General features: G+C 53.3%; 13 protein-coding genes, 3 tRNA genes, 3 rRNA genes, 3 pseudogenes and 1 riboswitch. Of the genes and pseudogenes, 14 read left to right on the forward strand and 8 right to left on the reverse strand.

Features of this window, described 5'->3' with window-relative positions:
• Positions 1–19: 19 nt before the first annotated feature.
• Entirely contained in the window at positions 20–349 is a 330-nt protein-coding gene (locus tag LZU96_RS01235) for a hypothetical protein (RefSeq protein ID WP_233986277.1), read from the forward strand.
• An 87-nt stretch (positions 350–436) separates the two neighbouring features.
• Here the strand turns inward: LZU96_RS01235 and LZU96_RS01240 are convergent.
• Positions 437–571: pseudogene (locus LZU96_RS01240) on the reverse strand (argininosuccinate synthase domain-containing protein); the annotation flags it as partial.
• Between the two features lie 24 nt (positions 572–595).
• Positions 596–907 (reverse strand): annotated as a pseudogene (locus tag LZU96_RS01245) (acetylglutamate kinase); the annotation flags it as partial.
• A gap of 33 nt (positions 908–940) precedes the next feature.
• Between LZU96_RS01245 and LZU96_RS01250 the strand changes: the two are divergent.
• Positions 941–1,276: pseudogene (locus LZU96_RS01250) on the forward strand (argininosuccinate lyase); the annotation flags it as partial.
• Between the two features lie 206 nt (positions 1,277–1,482).
• Here LZU96_RS01250 and LZU96_RS01255 read toward each other — a convergent pair.
• The 3 genes from LZU96_RS01255 to LZU96_RS01265 all read right to left on the reverse strand — a co-directional run bounded on the left by LZU96_RS01255 (position 1,483) and on the right by LZU96_RS01265 (position 3,559).
• Positions 1,483–1,785 (reverse strand): hypothetical protein, encoded by a 303-nt coding sequence (locus tag LZU96_RS01255; protein ID WP_233986279.1) that lies wholly within the window; start codon positions 1,783–1,785, stop codon positions 1,483–1,485.
• Between the two features lie 105 nt (positions 1,786–1,890).
• Entirely contained in the window at positions 1,891–2,178 is a 288-nt protein-coding gene (locus tag LZU96_RS01260) for a Blp family class II bacteriocin (RefSeq protein WP_233986290.1), read from the reverse strand.
• Between the two features lie 646 nt (positions 2,179–2,824).
• Positions 2,825–3,559 (reverse strand): glutathione peroxidase, encoded by a 735-nt coding sequence (locus tag LZU96_RS01265; protein ID WP_233986291.1) that lies wholly within the window; start codon positions 3,557–3,559, stop codon positions 2,825–2,827.
• Between the two features lie 124 nt (positions 3,560–3,683).
• Here LZU96_RS01265 and oxyR point away from each other — a divergent pair, with 124 nt between their 5' ends.
• On the forward strand, positions 3,684–4,601 hold the full coding sequence (oxyR, locus tag LZU96_RS01270) for a DNA-binding transcriptional regulator OxyR (protein ID WP_031377635.1): 918 nt from the start codon (positions 3,684–3,686) through the stop codon (positions 4,599–4,601).
• Here oxyR and sthA read toward each other — a convergent pair.
• Positions 4,584–5,984, reverse strand: coding sequence for a Si-specific NAD(P)(+) transhydrogenase (sthA, locus tag LZU96_RS01275; protein ID WP_233986297.1), 1,401 nt, complete (start codon positions 5,982–5,984; stop codon positions 4,584–4,586). The genes oxyR and sthA overlap by 18 nt on opposite strands.
• 192 nt (positions 5,985–6,176) lie before the next feature.
• Here sthA and fabR point away from each other — a divergent pair, with 192 nt between their 5' ends.
• Positions 6,177–6,827 (forward strand): HTH-type transcriptional repressor FabR, encoded by a 651-nt coding sequence (gene fabR, locus LZU96_RS01280; RefSeq protein ID WP_233986299.1) that lies wholly within the window; start codon positions 6,177–6,179, stop codon positions 6,825–6,827.
• Positions 6,828–6,837: 10 nt separating this feature from the next.
• Positions 6,838–7,191 (forward strand): YijD family membrane protein, encoded by a 354-nt coding sequence (locus LZU96_RS01285; protein WP_031377633.1) that lies wholly within the window; start codon positions 6,838–6,840, stop codon positions 7,189–7,191.
• Positions 7,192–7,234: 43 nt separating this feature from the next.
• Here LZU96_RS01285 and trmA read toward each other — a convergent pair whose 3' ends face one another.
• A complete protein-coding gene (gene trmA, locus LZU96_RS01290) occupies positions 7,235–8,338 on the reverse strand; it encodes a tRNA (uridine(54)-C5)-methyltransferase TrmA (RefSeq protein WP_233986306.1) in 1,104 nt (367 codons plus the stop codon).
• A 110-nt stretch (positions 8,339–8,448) separates the two neighbouring features.
• A riboswitch (cobalamin riboswitch) is annotated at positions 8,449–8,632 on the forward strand.
• A gap of 69 nt (positions 8,633–8,701) precedes the next feature.
• On the opposite strand from trmA, the gene btuB reads away from it, so the two are divergent.
• The 8 genes from btuB to LZU96_RS01330 all read left to right on the forward strand — a co-directional run bounded on the left by btuB (position 8,702) and on the right by LZU96_RS01330 (position 17,191).
• Positions 8,702–10,582 (forward strand): TonB-dependent vitamin B12 receptor BtuB, encoded by a 1,881-nt coding sequence (gene btuB, locus LZU96_RS01295; protein ID WP_233986307.1) that lies wholly within the window; start codon positions 8,702–8,704, stop codon positions 10,580–10,582.
• Positions 10,527–11,378, forward strand: a complete 852-nt coding sequence (gene murI, locus LZU96_RS01300) for a glutamate racemase (RefSeq protein ID WP_233986315.1) — start codon at positions 10,527–10,529, stop codon at positions 11,376–11,378. Before btuB ends, murI begins: the two co-directional genes overlap by 56 nt.
• Positions 11,379–11,773: 395 nt before the next feature.
• Positions 11,774–13,315 (forward strand): 16S ribosomal RNA (locus LZU96_RS01305).
• An 89-nt stretch (positions 13,316–13,404) separates the two neighbouring features.
• Positions 13,405–13,479 (forward strand) — tRNA-Glu (locus LZU96_RS01310).
• 230 nt (positions 13,480–13,709) lie between these two features.
• A 23S ribosomal RNA gene (locus tag LZU96_RS01315) occupies positions 13,710–16,614 on the forward strand.
• A gap of 201 nt (positions 16,615–16,815) precedes the next feature.
• Positions 16,816–16,931: ribosomal RNA gene (gene rrf, locus LZU96_RS01320) — 5S ribosomal RNA — on the forward strand.
• Together the 16S, 23S and 5S rRNA genes with 3 tRNA genes alongside form the textbook arrangement of a ribosomal RNA operon.
• 99 nt (positions 16,932–17,030) lie before the next feature.
• A tRNA-Asp gene (locus LZU96_RS01325) sits at positions 17,031–17,107 on the forward strand.
• A gap of 8 nt (positions 17,108–17,115) precedes the next feature.
• Positions 17,116–17,191, forward strand: a tRNA-Trp gene (locus LZU96_RS01330).
• 128 nt (positions 17,192–17,319) lie between these two features.
• Here LZU96_RS01330 and hdfR read toward each other — a convergent pair.
• Complete coding sequence (gene hdfR, locus LZU96_RS01335; protein WP_031377324.1) at positions 17,320–18,153, reverse strand: HTH-type transcriptional regulator HdfR; 834 nt, start codon at positions 18,151–18,153, stop codon at positions 17,320–17,322.
• Between the two features lie 120 nt (positions 18,154–18,273).
• Here hdfR and LZU96_RS01340 point away from each other — a divergent pair, with 120 nt between their 5' ends.
• Complete coding sequence (locus LZU96_RS01340; RefSeq protein ID WP_094121630.1) at positions 18,274–18,612, forward strand: DUF413 domain-containing protein; 339 nt, start codon at positions 18,274–18,276, stop codon at positions 18,610–18,612.
• Positions 18,613–18,625 lie beyond the last annotated feature (13 nt).

Raw genomic sequence — 18,625 nt, forward strand, 5'->3', positions numbered from 1 at the left:
AATAAGCAGGCAATATATTATGCGTCAATTAAAAGATTCTGAACTGAAATCCGTTTCCGGTGCTTATAGCGATAACATCCTGGCTAATATTGCAGAAGGTACCGTGTGTGCAATTGGTGGCGCTGTACTTGGGGCGTGGACAATGGCAATTTTAGGTGGTCGTGGTGCAAGTTCCAAAGATGTTATCGGCATCGGCGGCGGTATTACCGCCGTAATCGGCATGTTTGGTGGAGCGTTAACCGGTGCTGTGGCGGGTGCTTTTTATGGCCCTTATATTGGTTACGACGCTGGTCTGGTTATGGCGGAAGGTTTGCTGCTGGATATCATGAAAGGTCTGCCGGGAGCCTAACTCTCTGACATTCGCTGCCGCTCAGGTTTAACCGGCAGGCAAAAAAAGCGGGCATGTTCCATGCCCGCTAAATTTCTCTCTCCGTACTTCTGCTCCTCCGTCTCTTCCAGACGCCACCACCTCACAGCCGCCGTAGTTCTCTTTCAGCCACGGAATGATGGCCGACGTATCAAGACCACCGGAGTAAGCCAGAACGATTTTTTTGATGCCTTGCGTTTGCATTTCGTAATCCTTGAATCAGAGTCGTTAAGCGAGAATCCGGGTGCCAATCGGCACGCCGTTAAACAGGTCAGGCAGCCGCTCGGCATGACGCCAGCTGGCGATATCCACCGGTCGGCCCAGCGTACGCGCCGCATCCAGCGCAGCGTGGACCTTCACAATCATGCCATCGGTAATAATGCCCTGGGTAATCAGTTGTTCCGCTTTGTCGGCGGTCATCTCTTCGATACGCTGGCCTTTGCCGTCGAGGATACCGCTGACGTCGGAGAGCAGGACTAAATCCGCTCCAGGAGTGGAGGCCAGCGCCGTCGCCGCCTGGTCAGCGTTGACGTTCATCAGTGTGATATCGCGCCCGACCGCCTGCCTGAGCCGGTGCTGGATAGTCTGCAGATGATGCGTCCACGTTGTCATGAGGCCGTCGGACAGGGTTACGCCAATCCTGCCAGGCTGGCTGATGATCGGGTCGCTAAAGAGGAGCCGTTCCGCGAAGTGCAGCACATTGTCGGAAAAGTGGCGGGAGAAGCCTTCAGGCAGGGCGTGGTACTGGAAGCCTTGTCTCTGGCGCAGTTACAGCCGTTCAGCGCGGCGATTGAAGAGGATCTCTATCCGATTCGGGCGCCGTAATCCTGTCTGGATAAGCGTAATGCGCAGGGCGGCGTATCGCCTCAGCAGGTGGCGATTGCAGAAGCGAAGCAAAGAGTGGGCTAAGCGAATAATAGACAGACGGATTTGCTGGCAAAGCAAACGCTTTGCCAGCTTTATTTCTTTGTTCGAAAAGCGTGTGAGGGCTTAAGCATAAGGCGTGACGCTTGGGGGGGGGACTGTCAGGGATAGCGCCTCACACTGGTCGGGCTTATTATTTTGACAGCAAGCTTTCGGTTCGCCCTGCGAATGCGTATTGGCGATGGGTGGATTTATTCAGCGCCAAAACTTGTACGGTAGTCGTTGAGCAGTACGCCCGTCTGTTCGTAACCTATCGTCAATGAAGAGACCAGACCCAGTGCTCCGCCCATTACCGGACCGACCATTATTCCTACTAGCTGGGAGAGCGCGCCGAATATAAAACCGCCGCCGCCGCCTAATTTACCGCCCAGGGTCATGCCGGTAGACATGCCATCCAGTACATTACTCAATACCTGATCCATTGTGGTCAGGGTCTCTGTTGTGATCGCGGCGCCGCTGACAAACTGCATTTCAGTCGTCGATAAATCTCGCATGCTTTTTCCTTTATTAGAAATAAGAAAAGGGCGTGATAATCTAATCTTAAAAGAGTATCCCGCCCAGACTTATTTATTTAAGCTGATTAACCAAAAAAGCTGATATTAATTGGTGTTACCTGAACCGAAGGTGGCGCGATAATCCGCGACGACTTCACGCACAGTATCAACATCTGTTGCTGCGCCGATTACTAGACCAAGCGCACCGCCCATGATTGGCGGAACGATAATGCCGACCAGCTGAGAAATTGCACCAACAATCCAGCCGCCGCCAGTTCCCCATTTTCCGCCAATGGCCATGCCGGTTGCGGCACCGTCCATCATGCCGAACAGCGCGCCAGCCAGGTCGCCACCGCTTACAGAGTTCAATTCCTCATGAGATAATGTACGCATAATTATTTCCTTTATATATGTTGAGTTTATTTGCTGTGTATTAAAATCGCGCCTTGGCAGCACGATTAATGTAATGCGGGGTAACAATAATCAATAACGGAGCCACGGTATATAGATGATTTACTATATTCACGTAATCGGCCGATTATTTCGGTCTCATTTTGAAATATGCCAGAAAATATGATTTTTCCAGGTGATGTTAATTGGGGGTTGATTCGTCATTTACAATTATTATTGATACGCAATTTTCTGTAACAAAGTCAATTAAAAGCAGGATAATAGTTAAGCCATGTTTACCACTTATAGGGGGTTATACCTGTGATGATATTTCCGGATGGCAGTCTGTGGGCGAGACATAGGGTACTGAAAAAACAGCATTAAAGGCCATGTGAATGGAAAATAACCGGGAAAAAATCAAGGGTAAAAAAATCATCAGGCGACTCATAGAGCGGAGCTTAATCCTTTCAGCGCTACGGCGGCGTTAAGGGAATAATGGAAGGTGTCTTGCAGAAAATATCGGGCCCGAATAACAGGCAAAAAAAAGCGGGCATCATAAATGCCCGCCAACCTCTAGCTTCAGAATTACTACTTTTTTTATAGGCACATCATCAAAGGGCCAGCACTCCCGGCTGACACAGTGATAGGTTTACGCTGACAACAGGAACTGCTCCAGGTCATCGCTGCCGCCAATATGACGGCCACCGATAAACACCTGTGGCACCGTCGCCCGGCCAGAAACGGCACGCAGGCTAACGGTCGTCGCATCCTGTCCCAGCACGATCTCTTCGAACTGAATACCGTGGTCCAACAGCAGCTGTTTTGCTTTAGTGCAGAACGGGCAGCCCGGTTTGGTAAACACCGAGACGGATTCCTGCACTTTATATTCCGGGGCCAGGTACCGCAGCATCGTATCGGCATCTGACACTTCAAACGGGTCGCCTGGCTGGTCAGGCTCGACAAACATTTTCTCCACTACGCCGTTACGGACCAGCATCGAGTAACGCCACGAGCGCGCGCCAAAGCCAAGATCGGCTTTCTCAACCAGCATCTCCATGCCGCGGGTAAATTCGCCGTTGCCATCAGGAATAAAGGTAATGTTCTCCGCCCGCTGTTCCGCTTTCCACGCGTTCATCACAAAGGTGTCATTAACGGAGACACACAGAATGCTGTCCACGCCGTGCTGTACAAAGACACCTGACAGCTCGTTGTAACGCGGCAGATGGCTGGATGAACAGGTCGGTGTAAAAGCACCCGGCAGAGAGAAAACGATTACCGTTTTATCTTTAAACAGTTCATCGGTGGTGATATCGACCCAGCGATCGCCATGGCGGGTGTGAAAAGTGACCTGCGGAACGGCTTTACCTTCCTGACTTGCAAACATTTTTTCTCCTTAATGGCGACCGCTTATTTTGATGCGTGCATTATTCCCGCCCACCCTTGATAGGGCTAATCGTTCATTGCTATTCTATCTATCGCCACGGACTATCGTGGTCTGGAGGGTAATAATGAATATTCGTGATCTTGAATATCTGGTTTCGCTTGCTGAACACCGGCATTTTCGCCGCGCTGCGGATGCATGTCATGTCAGTCAGCCTACGTTAAGCGGGCAGATCCGTAAGCTGGAAGATGAGCTGGGTGTCATGCTGCTGGAGCGCACCAGCCGTAAAGTGCTGTTCACTCAGGCGGGATTACTGCTGGTGGATCAGGCGCGAACGGTGCTGCGCGAAGTGAAAGTGCTGAAAGAGATGGCCAGTCAGCAAGGGGAAGCGATGTCAGGCCCGCTGCATATCGGCCTCATTCCGACCACTGGCCCCTATCTGCTGCCGCAAATTATTCCGATGCTGCATCAGACGTTCCCGAAACTGGAAATGTATCTGCATGAAGCGCAGACCCAGCAGTTACTGGCCCAGCTCGATAGCGGCAAGCTGGACTGTGCCATTCTGGCGCTGGTCAAAGAGAGTGAAGCCTTTATTGAGGTGCCGCTGTTTGATGAGCCCATGAAGCTGGCGGTCTATGCCGATCATCCGTGGCGCGATCGCGATCGTGTGCCGATGTCCGATCTGGCTGGCGAAAAACTGCTGATGCTGGAAGATGGTCACTGTCTGCGCGATCAGGCGATGGGCTTCTGTTTTGAGGCGGGCGCGGATGAAGATACCCACTTCCGGGCTACCAGTCTTGAAACGCTGCGCAATATGGTGGCGGCAGGCAGTGGGATTACGCTGCTTCCGGCGCTGGCGGTACCGCCAGAACGTATTCGGGATGGTGTCTGCTATCTTCCTTGCTACAAGCCGGTCCCTCAGCGCACTATCGCGCTGGTCTACCGTCCGGGTTCACCTCTGCGCAGCCGTTATGAACAGCTGGCAGAGGCAATTAAAACCCACATGCAACATCATTTCGACACGGCGTTAAAACAGGCGGTTTAAGCCATTTAATGCCGCCACGCGATAGGCTTCGGCCATGGTAGGGTAGTTAAAGGTGGTATTCACGAAGTACTCAATCGTGTTGCCACCGTTTTTCTGCTCCATGATCGCCTGACCGATGTGGATAATTTCGGCCGCTCGTTCGCCAAAGCAGTGAATTCCCAGGATCTCTTTGGTTTCGCGGTGGAACAGGATCTTCAGGCTGCCGACGTTCATACCGACAATCTGCGCCCGCGCCAGATGTTTAAACTGCGCACGTCCCACTTCGTAAGGCACCTTCATCGCCGTCAGCTGCTGCTCGGTTTTACCGACGGAGCTGATTTCCGGAATGGTATAGATCCCGGTTGGGATATCTTCAATCAGATGCGCCGAGGCTTCGCCTTTGATGATCGCCTGTGCGGCAATCCGGCCCTGATCGTACGCCGCTGAGGCCAGGCTCGGATAACCAATTACGTCACCGACCGCATAGATGTGTGGCTGCGCGGTCTGGTACATGCTGTTCACTTTCAGCAGGCCACGGCCATCCGCTTCCAGTCCGACATTCTCCAGCGACAGCGAGTCGGTGTTGCCGGTACGCCCGTTGGCGTACAGCAGACAGTCCGCTTTCACTTTCTTGCCCGATTTCAGATGGATAATCACGCCATCTTCCACCCCTTCGATCTTCTCAAACTCTTCGTTGTGACGAATCACCACGCCGCTGTTCCAGAAGTGATAAGAGAGCGAGTCGGACATCTCCTGATCCAGGAACGCCAGCAGACGATCGCGGGTATTAATCAGGTCAACTTTGACGTTCAGACCACGGAAAATCGACGCATATTCACAGCCAATCACGCCCGCGCCATAAATAATAACGTGGCCAGGTTCGTGATGCAGATTGAGAATGGAGTCGGAGTCATAGACGCGCGGATGGGTAAAATCGACATCATCAGGATGGTAAGGACGTGAACCACAGGCGATGACGAATTTCTCAGCGGTCAGGCGCTCACGCGTGCCATCAGGTTGTTCAATCTCAATGGTGTTGGCATCAACAAAGCGGGCATCGCCCTGATAAAGCTCACAGCGGTTACGCTCATAGAATCCCTGACGCATTGCCGTTTGCTGGCTGATCACGTTTTCAGTGTGATTAAGAATGTCAGCGAAGGAGGAGCGGAGCAGTCGGGTGTGATCGCTGTAGAGCGGGTTTTGGTTAAATTCGATGATGCGACTGACGGCGTGGCGAAGTGCTTTAGAAGGAATGGTGCCCCAGTGCGTACAACCGCCGCCGATGTTGTGGTAGCGTTCGATCACTGCGATGCGCGCTCCCTGCTTCACCAGTCCCATCGCCGCACCTTCACCGCCGGGTCCTGAGCCAATCACAATGGCATCGTAATCGTAAGACTTTTGCATACCGATACGTCCTATTATTTATACATTTTTACAACGAGATTCTAACATCTCGCCGCGCACTTCTGAATTCTATCAGCGATTTTCATCACAGTTTGGCAAAGAGTGAGGTTCACAGGCGGTGACAAAGTTTGCCACTCTGTACGCTGAAAATTTTGTTATAGTGCCCGCTTAATACCGCAAAAGGCAGAGAGAATGGGCGTCAGAGCGCAACAAAAAGAACGTACACGACGTACACTGATTGAAGCAGCTTTCAGTCAGCTCAGCGCCGAACGCAGTTTTGCCAGTCTGAGTTTGCGAGAGGTTGCCCGTGAAGCGGGCATCGCCCCGACCTCGTTTTATCGACATTTTAAGGATGTTGATGAGCTGGGGCTGACCATGGTCGATGAAAGTGGACTGATGTTGCGACAACTGATGCGCCAGGCACGCCAGCGTATTGCCAAGGGCGGCAGCATTATCAAAACCTCGGTTGCCACCTTTATGGAGTTCATCGGCAACAATCCCAACGCATTCCGCCTGTTACTGCGTGAACGTTCCGGCACCTCTGCCGCTTTCCGTGCTGCGGTCGCGCGTGAAATTCAGCATTTTATCGCTGAACTGGCCGATTATCTTGAGGTCGAAAATCGCATGCCGCGCAGTTTTACCGGAGCGCAGGCCGAAGCGATGGTGACCATCGTCTTCAGCGCCGGCGCAGAGGCGCTGGATGTCGATGCCGAACAGCGCCGTAAGCTGGAAGATCGTCTGGTGCTGCAATTACGCATGATCGCCAAAGGCGCCTATTACTGGTACCGCCGGGAACAAGAACGACTGGCGGTGACCCTGGAAAAACCCGAGAGCAATGAATAAGGATCAGGCCATGACCCACCCGAGTTCCCGCGATAAAGGCACATTGTTACTGGCTTTTATTACCGGTTTAGCCATTAACGGCTCGTTTTCCGTGCTGTTCAGCGCTTTTGTTCCGTTTTCGATTTTTCCGCTGATCGCGCTTGGCCTGGCGGCCTGGTGCCTGCATCAGCGTTATCTCAACACCAACATGCCTGACGGTATGCCGGGACTGGCAGCGGCGTTTTTCCTGCTGGGGATTCTGGTTTACAGCGCGCTGGTGCGGGCGGAATATCCCGATATTGGCTCGAACTTCATCCCGACCATTCTGATGGTGGCGCTGGTATTCTGGATTGCGACGCGCTTTAAGCGCAAACGCAATCAGTAAAGGCGAGAGAGTAAAAAACGGGAACCCTGAGGTTCCCGTTTTTTTATGCTTTGCGCGTCAGCAGGACGCCGCATTCCATATGGTGGGTGTAGGGGAACTGATCGAACAGCGCCAGCCGCGTCACGTCGTGCGTTTCCGTCAGGGTCTGCAGATTGTCGCTCAGCGTTTGTGGATTGCAGGAGATATAAAGGATGCGCGGATAGGCCTGCACCATCTTCACCGTCTCTTCATCCAGTCCACTGCGCGGCGGATCGACAAAAATCGTCTCGCATTGGTAGCTGGTCAGATCAATCCCTTCCAGACGATTAAAGCTGCGCACGCCATTCATTGCCTGAGTAAACTCTTCGGCGGCCATACGGATGATCTGTACATTATCAATCTGGTTAGCAGCGATGTTGTACTGTGCTGATGCCACTGATGGTTTGGCGATTTCGGTGGCCAGCACCCGGCGGAAATTACGCGCCAGCGCCAGTGAGAAGTTGCCGTTGCCGCAATAGAGTTCCAGCAGATCGCCCTGCGAACCCTGGGTGACATCCAGCGCCCATTCCAGCATCTGAATATTCATCGCTGCGTTTGGCTGAGTGAAGCTGTTCTCAACCTGGCGATAAATCAACTCGCGTCCCGCCACCGGCAGACGCTCATCCACATAATCCCGATCGAGGCAGATTTTGGTTTTGGTCGCGCGGCCAATCAGCTGTACATCAAGACCTTCTGCACGTAGCCGATCCCGCAGTTCGCTGGCGGCCAGCTGCCAGGCGTCATCCAGCTTACGGTGATAGAGCAGCGAGATAACAATCTGATTGCTCAGGGTCGACAGGTAATCGATCTGAAACAGTTTATGGCGCAGCGTACGATTATCGCGGATCGCCGCGATCATCTTCGGCATCAGCTGGTTGATCAACTCACTGGCGGCCGGGAACTGATCGACACGGATCCGCTCGCGGGTCTGCTGATCAAAGATAATGTGGTAGATGTCGTCGCCATCGTGCCACAGCCGGAACTCGGCACGCATACGATAGTGGCTGACCGGTGAACGGAACACCTCCACCTCGGGCGCAGCAAATGGCGTCATCATCGTCACTAAACGACTGACTTTTTCCGCCAGTTGCGCGTCATATTGTTCAATAGGGAGATGTTCGGGAGTCATGATCCGTCCTGATTAATAGCTTACCAGCGGGCGATTGTAGGGATTCACTTGCTGATGTCCAGCCCTGCGGCGATAAGAAGTTTAGAAGTCTGGACTTCCGAACCACCACTCCGTAGACTGCGTTCGCCGGCCTCAAGCCCGAGATAATAGGGAATCCAGTGTAAATCTGGAGCTGACGCGCAGCGGTAAGGAATGTCGTGGTGAGTGCAATTGCAGACACTGTCCTGCGGGATGGGAAGTCATCACCACTTATGGTTCCCAGCCCGAAGACCTGCCGGTGTGACGTCGCTACTCGTACGATCATCGCGTTCTATTGATTGTATGCCTGCGGCATCCTGCTTTGTCTTTTGGATGCAATTAAAAATGACGAAAACTACCGCATCGCTGTTCGCCTTTAGTGCAACGGCGGTTTCTCTCTGGGCGCAAAACGGTTTTGCTCAGGGGATTGATGATACGCAAATAGTCACTGCCAATCGTTTTGCTCAGCCGGTGTCGAGCGTGCTGGCACCCACTACCGTGGTCACGCGTGACGAGATCGATCGCTGGCAAGCCAAAAGCCTGACCGATGTGATGCGTCGTCTGCCCGGCGTCGACATTACTCAAAGCGGCGGCATGGGACAGCAGAGTTCGCTGTTTATCCGCGGCACCGAGTCCCGGCACGTTCTGATTCTGATTGATGGTATTCGCCTCAACCAGGCCGGTATTTCCGGCTCCTCCGATCTCAGCCAGATTCCTCTTTCGCTGGTGCAGCGGATTGAATATATCCGCGGCGCGCGTTCAGCGGTCTACGGTTCGGATGCGATTGGCGGCGTGGTCAATATCATTACCGGCCGGGCGCAACCGGGCAGCACGCTGACGGCGGGCGTCGGCTCCAACGGTTACCAGTCTTACGATGGTACCACGCAGCAGATGCTGGGCGACGCAACCAGGCTGACCCTGGCGGGTAACTATACCTATACCAAAGGGTATGACGTGGTGGCGGGTTATCCCAACGATTATGGCCCGGCGCAACACGACCGTGACGGCTTCATGAGCAAAACGCTGTATGGCAATCTTGAGCATCAGTTCAGTGATGAACTCAGCGGTTTTGTGCGCGGCTACGGTTTTGATAACCGCACCGCCTACGACGGCTCAGAGAGCTACGATGCCAGTTACACCAACGTCATAGGCCTGGCCGATACCCGTCAGCTTTACAGCCAGACCTGGGATACCGGCTTACGCTTTAACCGAGACCTCTATTCAACGCAGCTGATCGCCAGCTATGGCCACACCAAAGATATTAACTACGATCCGCGCAATGGACGTTATGGCGCCGCATCTACCTTCGATGATGTCACCCAGTACAATCTGCAATGGGGTAACACCGTGCAGGTGGGGCAGGGCGCTATCAGTGCCGGCGTTGACTGGCAAAAGGAGACGACCGAACCGGGCACCAACACTCTGTCAGAGGGCTATGAGCAGCGCAATACGGGACTCTATCTGACCGGCCAGCAGCAGTTTGGCAGTGTAACGCTGGAAGGGGCAGTACGCGGTGACGATAACAACCAGTTTGGCTGGCACAACACCTGGCAGACTGCCGTTGGCTGGGAGTTTATCTCCGGTTACCGTGCTTTTGCTTCTTACGGGACAGCTTTTAAGGCGCCGAACCTCTCTCAGGTCTACAGCCCCTTTTATGGTAATCGCGATCTCGATCCGGAAAAGAGTAAGCAATGGGAAGGCGGGTTTGAAGGCCTGAGCGGACCGGTTAACTGGCGTGTATCAGGGTATCGCAACGATATCGATAACCTGATTGATAGCGATCCGGCGACTTATCGCTACTACAACATTAAGCAGGCACGTATTAAAGGTGTTGAGGCGACCGCTTCCTTTGATACCGGGCCGCTGGCGCATCAGCTCTCCTATGATTATGTCGATGCCCGCGACGGCACTACCGACCAGCCGCTGATTCGTCGTGCTAAACAGCAGGTGAAGTATCAACTTGACTGGACGCTGTATGATTTTGACTGGTCAGTGACTTATCACTATCTGGGCGACCGTTATGATACCGACTTCAACAGTTCGCCCAGTCGTCGGGTGAGGCTGGGCGGGGTTAGCCTGTGGGATCTCGCCGTCTCATATCCGGTCACTTCACAACTCACGGTTCGTGGTAGAATTGCCAACCTGTTCGATAAAGATTACGAGACAGTGTATGGCTATCAAACCCCAGGACGAGAGTATTACCTCAGCGGCAGTTACAGCTTCTGATTTGCGCCCCACCGTGCTGGTATTCGACTCCGGCGTCGGTGGGCTTTCGGTCTATGATGAGGTCCGTCAACTGCTGCCGGATCTTCACTATCTTTACGCCTTCGATAACGCCGGCTTTCCCTATGGCGAGAAAAGCGAAACCTTTATCGTGGAACGCGTGGTGGCGATGGTTGATGCCATTACCCAGCGCTATCCGCTCTCTCTGGTCATCATCGCCTGTAATACGGCCAGTACCGTCTCGCTGCCCGCCTTACGTGAGCGCTTTGCTTTTCCGGTAGTGGGGGTCGTGCCGGCAATTAAACCGGCGGCACGTCTGACGCGTAATGGTGTGGTGGGCTTGCTGGCAACGCGTGCCACGGTGCGTCGTCCTTATACTCATGAGCTGGTGGCTCAGTTTGCCGGCGCATGCAACATCGAAATGCTGGGATCGGCGGAGCTGGTGGAGCTGGCCGAAGCCAAACTGCATGGTGAGGAAGTGGCACTGGAAGAGGTACGTCGTATTGTTCAGCCGTGGCTGCGCATGGCTGAACCGCCAGATACGGTGGTATTGGGCTGCACTCACTTTCCTTTACTGCGTGATGAGCTACAACAGGTTTTGCCGGAAGGGACCCGACTCATCGATTCCGGTGCAGCGATAGCACGACGTACGGCATGGCTGCTGGAACATGAGGCGCCCGAAGTCCGTTCTTCGCAACATAACGTAGCATTCTGCACTGAACTGGATAGTGAAGCTGTACAATTAACCCCCGTTTTAAGGCGTTATGGCTTCCCATTGCTGGAAAAACTGGCGGTTTAACGGCTTTTAGTCGAAAAAATCAGCACTCAGAATTTTATTTGAAATTAACACTTGTCAGCTTCCGGGAACTCCCTATAATGCGCCTCCACTGACACGGCACAACGGCTTACGAAGCGCCGGGTTAAGTAGGTTCGAAATCATACGAACCAGTGAGTTAAGCAAAAATAAACGCTTGACTGACAATGCGGAAAGCGTAATATACGCAACCCGCGCCGCAGGAATATGTGGCACCGCTCTTTAACAATTTATCAGACAATCTGTGTGGGCACTCGCAGGATTGATATCAGCGTCTCCGGACGTAAAAAATATCAAGCCTCACGAGTGAACACATAATGAAATTCATTATGACGTTTTACAGATGAGCACCGCTTAACTTGTTTAAGCAAATCAAACTTAAATTGAAGAGTTTGATCATGGCTCAGATTGAACGCTGGCGGCAGGCCTAACACATGCAAGTCGGACGGTAGCACAGAGGAGCTTGCTCCTTGGGTGACGAGTGGCGGACGGGTGAGTAATGTCTGGGGATCTGCCCGATAGAGGGGGATAACCACTGGAAACGGTGGCTAATACCGCATAACGTCGCAAGACCAAAGAGGGGGACCTTCGGGCCTCTCACTATCGGATGAACCCAGATGGGATTAGCTAGTAGGCGGGGTAATGGCCCACCTAGGCGACGATCCCTAGCTGGTCTGAGAGGATGACCAGCCACACTGGAACTGAGACACGGTCCAGACTCCTACGGGAGGCAGCAGTGGGGAATATTGCACAATGGGCGCAAGCCTGATGCAGCCATGCCGCGTGTATGAAGAAGGCCTTCGGGTTGTAAAGTACTTTCAGCGGGGAGGAAGGCGATGTGGTTAATAACCGCGTCGATTGACGTTACCCGCAGAAGAAGCACCGGCTAACTCCGTGCCAGCAGCCGCGGTAATACGGAGGGTGCAAGCGTTAATCGGAATTACTGGGCGTAAAGCGCACGCAGGCGGTCTGTTAAGTCAGATGTGAAATCCCCGGGCTTAACCTGGGAACTGCATTTGAAACTGGCAGGCTTGAGTCTTGTAGAGGGGGGTAGAATTCCAGGTGTAGCGGTGAAATGCGTAGAGATCTGGAGGAATACCGGTGGCGAAGGCGGCCCCCTGGACAAAGACTGACGCTCAGGTGCGAAAGCGTGGGGAGCAAACAGGATTAGATACCCTGGTAGTCCACGCCGTAAACGATGTCGACTTGGAGGTTGTTCCCTTGAGGAGTGGCTTCCGGAGCTAACGCGTTAAGTCGACCGCCTGGGGAGTACGGCCGCAAGGTTAAAACTCAAATGAATTGACGGGGGCCCGCACAAGCGGTGGAGCATGTGGTTTAATTCGATGCAACGCGAAGAACCTTACCTACTCTTGACATCCAGCGAACTTTCCAGAGATGGATTGGTGCCTTCGGGAACGCTGAGACAGGTGCTGCATGGCTGTCGTCAGCTCGTGTTGTGAAATGTTGGGTTAAGTCCCGCAACGAGCGCAACCCTTATCCTTTGTTGCCAGCGATTCGGTCGGGAACTCAAAGGAGACTGCCGGTGATAAACCGGAGGAAGGTGGGGATGACGTCAAGTCATCATGGCCCTTACGAGTAGGGCTACACACGTGCTACAATGGCGCATACAAAGAGAAGCGACCTCGCGAGAGCAAGCGGACCTCACAAAGTGCGTCGTAGTCCGGATCGGAGTCTGCAACTCGACTCCGTGAAGTCGGAATCGCTAGTAATCGTGGATCAGAATGCCACGGTGAATACGTTCCCGGGCCTTGTACACACCGCCCGTCACACCATGGGAGTGGGTTGCAAAAGAAGTAGGTAGCTTAACCTTCGGGAGGGCGCTTACCACTTTGTGATTCATGACTGGGGTGAAGTCGTAACAAGGTAACCGTAGGGGAACCTGCGGTTGGATCACCTCCTTACCTGAAGATACCTTCCCGCGTAGTGCTCACACAGATTGTCTGATAGAAAAGTAATGAGCAAGACGGCTGCGAAGTCGCGACACTATCGTGTCCCCTTCGTCTAGCGGTTAGGACTCCGCCCTTTCACGGCGGCAACAGGGGTTCGAATCCCCTAGGGGACGCCACTTGCTTGGTGACAGGTGAAAGGTGTCTCCACGAAGTATCTCAAAACCGATTCGGCTGCGTAAGCAGCGGAGCCGCGTTTGAGATATTTGCTCTTTAACAATCCGGAACAAGCTGAAAATTGAAACGACATGTCGTTTTCATTCTCCGTAATAAGAATGAAAAACACGATATGTTCGAGTCTCTCAAATGCTTGCAACACGCAGCGTTGAAAAACGCCTGTGGGTTGTGAGGTTAAGCGACTAAGCGTACACGGTGGATGCCCTGGCAGTCAGAGGCGATGAAGGACGTGCTAATCTGCGTAAAGCGACGGTAAGGTGATATGAACCGCTACAGCCGTCGATGTCCGAATGGGGAAACCCGGTGCACTCAGTGCATCATTGCAGCATGAATACATAGTGCTGCAAGGCGAACCGGGGGAACTGAAACATCTAAGTACCCCGAGGAAAAGAAATCAACCGAGATTCCCCCAGTAGCGGCGAGCGAACGGGGAGCAGCCCAGAGCCTGAATCAGCTTGTGTGTTAGTGGAAGCGTCTGGAAAGTCGCAGGGTACAGGGTGATACTCCCGTACACAAAAACACACATGCTGTGAGCTCGATGAGTAAGGCGGGACACGTGGTATCCTGTCTGAATATGGGGGGACCATCCTCCAAGGCTAAATACTCCTGACTGACCGATAGTGAACCAGTACCGTGAGGGAAAGGCGAAAAGAACCCCGGCGAGGGGAGTGAAACAGAACCTGAAACCGTGTACGTACAAGCAGTGGGAGCCTCTTTATGGGGTGACTGCGTACCTTTTGTATAATGGGTCAGCGACTTATATTCTGTAGCAAGGTTAACCGTATAGGGGAGCCGCAGGGAAACCGAGTCTTAACTGGGCGTTAAGTTGCAGGGTATAGACCCGAAACCCGGTGATCTAGCCATGGGCAGGTTGAAGGTTGGGTAACACTAACTGGAGGACCGAACCGACTAATGTTGAAAAATTAGCGGATGACCTGTGGCTGGGGGTGAAAGGCCAATCAAACCGGGAGATAGCTGGTTCTCCCCGAAAGCTATTTAGGTAGCGCCTCGTGAACTCATCTTCGGGGGTAGAGCACTGTTTCGGCTAGGGGGCCATCCCGGCTTACCAACCCGATGCAAACTGCGAATACCGAAGAATGTTATCACGGGAGACACACGGCGGGTGCTAACGTCCGTCGTGAAGAGGGAAACAACCCAGACCGCCAGCTAAGGTCCCAAAGTCATGGTTAAGTGGGAAACGATGTGGGAAGGCACAGACAGCCAGGATGTTGGCTTAGAAGCAGCCATCATTTAAAGAAAGCGTAATAGCTCACTGGTCGAGTCGGCCTGCGCGGAAGATGTAACGGGGCTAAACCATGCACCGAAGCTGCGGCAGCGACGCTTATGCGTTGTTGGGTAGGGGAGCGTTCTGTAAGCCGTCGAAGGTGTGCTGTGAGGCATGCTGGAGGTATCAGAAGTGCGAATGCTGACATAAGTAACGATAAAGCGGGTGAAAAGCCCGCTCGCCGGAAGACCAAGGGTTCCTGTTCAACGTTAATCGGAGCAGGGTGAGTCGACCCCTAAGGCGAGGCCGAAAGGCGTAGTCGATGGGAAACAGGTTAATATTCCTGTACTTGGTGTTACTGCGAAGGGGGGACGGAGAAGGCTATATCGGCCGGGCGACGGTTGTCCCGGTTTAAGCGTGTAGGTGTGTGTTCCAGGCAAATCCGGTTCACTTTACACTGAGGCGTGACGACGAGGCACTACGGTGCTGAAGTGATAAATGCCCTGCTTCCAGGAAAAGCCTCTAAGCATCAGGTAACACAAAATCGTACCCCAAACCGACACAGGTGGTCAGGTAGAGAATACCAAGGCGCTTGAGAGAACTCGGGTGAAGGAACTAGGCAAAATGGTGCCGTAACTTCGGGAGAAGGCACGCTGGCGCGTAGGTGGAGGGACTCGCTCCCCGAGCCGAAGCCAGTCGAAGATACCAGCTGGCTGCAACTGTTTATTAAAAACACAGCACTGTGCAAACACGAAAGTGGACGTATACGGTGTGACGCCTGCCCGGTGCCGGAAGGTTAATTGATGGGGTTATCCGCAAGGAGAAGCTCTTGATCGAAGCCCCGGTAAACGGCGGCCGTAACTATAACGGTCCTAAGGTAGCGAAATTCCTTGTCGGGTAAGTTCCGACCTGCACGAATGGCGTAATGATGGCCAGGCTGTCTCCACCCGAGACTCAGTGAAATTGAACTCGCTGTGAAGATGCAGTGTACCCGCGGCAAGACGGAAAGACCCCGTGAACCTTTACTACAGCTTGACACTGAACATTGAGCCTTGATGTGTAGGATAGGTGGGAGGCTTTGAAGCGCAGACGCCAGTCTGCGTGGAGCCAACCTTGAAATACCACCCTTTAATGTTTGATGTTCTAACGTGGCCCCGTGATCCGGGGTGCGGACAGTGTCTGGTGGGTAGTTTGACTGGGGCGGTCTCCTCCTAAAGCGTAACGGAGGAGCACGAAGGTCAGCTAATCACGGTCGGACATCGTGAGGTTAGTGCAATGGCATAAGCTGGCTTGACTGCGAGAGTGACGGCTCGAGCAGGTGCGAAAGCAGGTCATAGTGATCCGGTGGTTCTGAATGGAAGGGCCATCGCTCAACGGATAAAAGGTACTCCGGGGATAACAGGCTGATACCGCCCAAGAGTTCATATCGACGGCGGTGTTTGGCACCTCGATGTCGGCTCATCACATCCTGGGGCTGAAGTAGGTCCCAAGGGTACGGCTGTTCGCCGTTTAAAGTGGTACGCGAGCTGGGTTTAGAACGTCGTGAGACAGTTCGGTCCCTATCTGCCGTGGGCGCTGGAGAATTGAGGGGGGTTGCTCCTAGTACGAGAGGACCGGAGTGAACGCACCACTGGTGTTCGGGTTGTCATGCCAATGGCATTGCCCGGTAGCTAAGTGCGGAAAAGATAAGTGCTGAAAGCATCTAAGCACGAAACTTGCCCCGAGATGAGTTCTCCCTGACTCCTTGAGAGTCCTGAAGGGACGTTGAAGACGACGACGTTGATAGGCCGGGTGTGTAAGCGCAGCGATGCGTTGAGCTAACCGGTACTAATGACCCGTGAGGCTTAACCTTACAACGCCAGAGGCGTTTTTGAGAGACACGATTTTCAGCTTGTTTTCCGGATAATTATTTGCGGAAACGAAAGATTTTGCGGCGTGACAGGGCGCAGAGCGATGACGTCAGCGGGAGCATACAGGAGTATGTGACCGGTGCGGCTGAGCGATGGCAACGCGGTCACGGCGGAAAAGGTTCGTTTCATGCACAAAGAATTTGCCTGGCGGCTGTAGCGCGGTGGTCCCACCTGACCCCATGCCGAACTCAGAAGTGAAACGCCGTAGCGCCGATGGTAGTGTGGGGTCTCCCCATGCGAGAGTAGGGAACTGCCAGGCATCAAATTAAGACCAGCACGCTGGTCGTGACCACTCCGGTGACGCGGAGCGGGCGAAACACCTGAGGTCAGCGAAAGCGGGCCGCAGTACAGAATCGGTGGAGCGGTAGTTCAGTTGGTTAGAATACCTGCCTGTCACGCAGGGGGTCGCGGGTTCGAGCCCCGTCCGTTCCGCCACCCTATTTAGGGGCGTAGTTCAATTGGTAGAGCACCGGTCTCCAAAACCGGGTGTTGGGGGTTCGAGTCCCTCCGCCCCTGCCAGAAAACGATCCTTTGCTTCGGCAAAGGATTTTTTTTGCCTGTAGCCCAATGCTGAACAAAAAACCAGCTAATATCTGCTGGCTCTTCATCCTTTTCCTCGTCTTTCTCCCACTTTTCGCGTTCGAAAATCAGCTGTTTTGCCTGACCAGAACCGGAAACTTCAGTAACTGACGTATATGCGCTTGCTGATCGCTGTTCTGTAACCAGACCGCATAAAGCGGGCGCACCGCAACCGGCGTATCCGGAATCACCATCAGTTCACTGTAGAGGCTATGCCAGAAGTCAGGCAGAAAGGCGCAGGCACCTGTTGTATGTAACAGCTCACGCGTGACATGAGCCGATGTTGTCGTCAGAACCGGCACATCATCACCGCCGGAGAGATAGCTCTCATGCTGGTGAAAATCTGCACCCCATTCGAGCTTAATATAATCATACTTCTCGCGCTTCTCACTCTGCCGTGCACAAAATAATGCCAGTGAGATATGACCAATCTGCTGGCTGGTCAGCTCATCCATTTTCGGTGCTTCAGTGGTGATCAGCAGATCCAGCTGCCGCTCATGCAACTGCTTAACCAGCAGATGACGCTGTGCCACCCGCGCTTCTAAATGCAGGCTCTCCCGGTTCTCATAGAGCGTCTGCAGCCACGGCGTGAGATAGGCTTCCCAGAGCGAGGCGCTGGCCCCGATAGAGAGCTCATGATGTTGCTGAGTATGGGAGACCTCCTTCTTAGCCATCAGCCAGGTGCTCATCAGACTTTCAGCGTAGGGTAATAGCCGTTCGCCCGCGGCCGTCAGCCGTATGTTGTTGCGATGTCGGGTAAAAAGATTGACACCAAGCTGATTTTCCAGCTGACGGATGCGAAAACTGACAGCAGATTGCGTGAGGTAAAGTGCTTCCGCAGCACGCCCGAAATGGCGCGTTCGACTCACTTCCAGGAAAGTCTTCAGTAATTCCGTATCCACAGCGTTCTCCCAAAATTTATTTGTCGTATAGATTTAAATGTTTTGTTTTACACTCTGTCAAGCCTATCTAATACTCCGCGCCATAAATAGTAAGGCATAAGAGAATCAGGAGCGTGTAACATGGCGGAAAGCTTCTTAACCGAAAATCGTTTCTTTGATAACAAACATTACCCGCGTGGTTTCTCACGCCACGGTGATTTTACGATTAAAGAAGCCCAGCTTCTTGAACGCCACGGTTTCGCCTTTAATGAGCTTGATTTATCAAAGCGTGAACCTGCAACAGAAGAAGAACGGTTATTCATAGAAGTGTGTCGTGGTCAGCGTGAGCCGCAAACAGAAGCTGAGCGTGTATGGACCAAATACATCACACGCATTAAGCGTCCGAAGCGTTTTCACACCCTGTCTGGCGGGAAGCCGCAGATGGACACCGTTGAAGACTTCAGCGACAGCGACGACTAATAAGAAGGGGCTT

It is taken from the genome of Pantoea agglomerans (assembly GCF_021397715.1).
Classification (GTDB): Bacteria; Pseudomonadota; Gammaproteobacteria; order Enterobacterales; family Enterobacteriaceae; genus Pantoea; species Pantoea astica.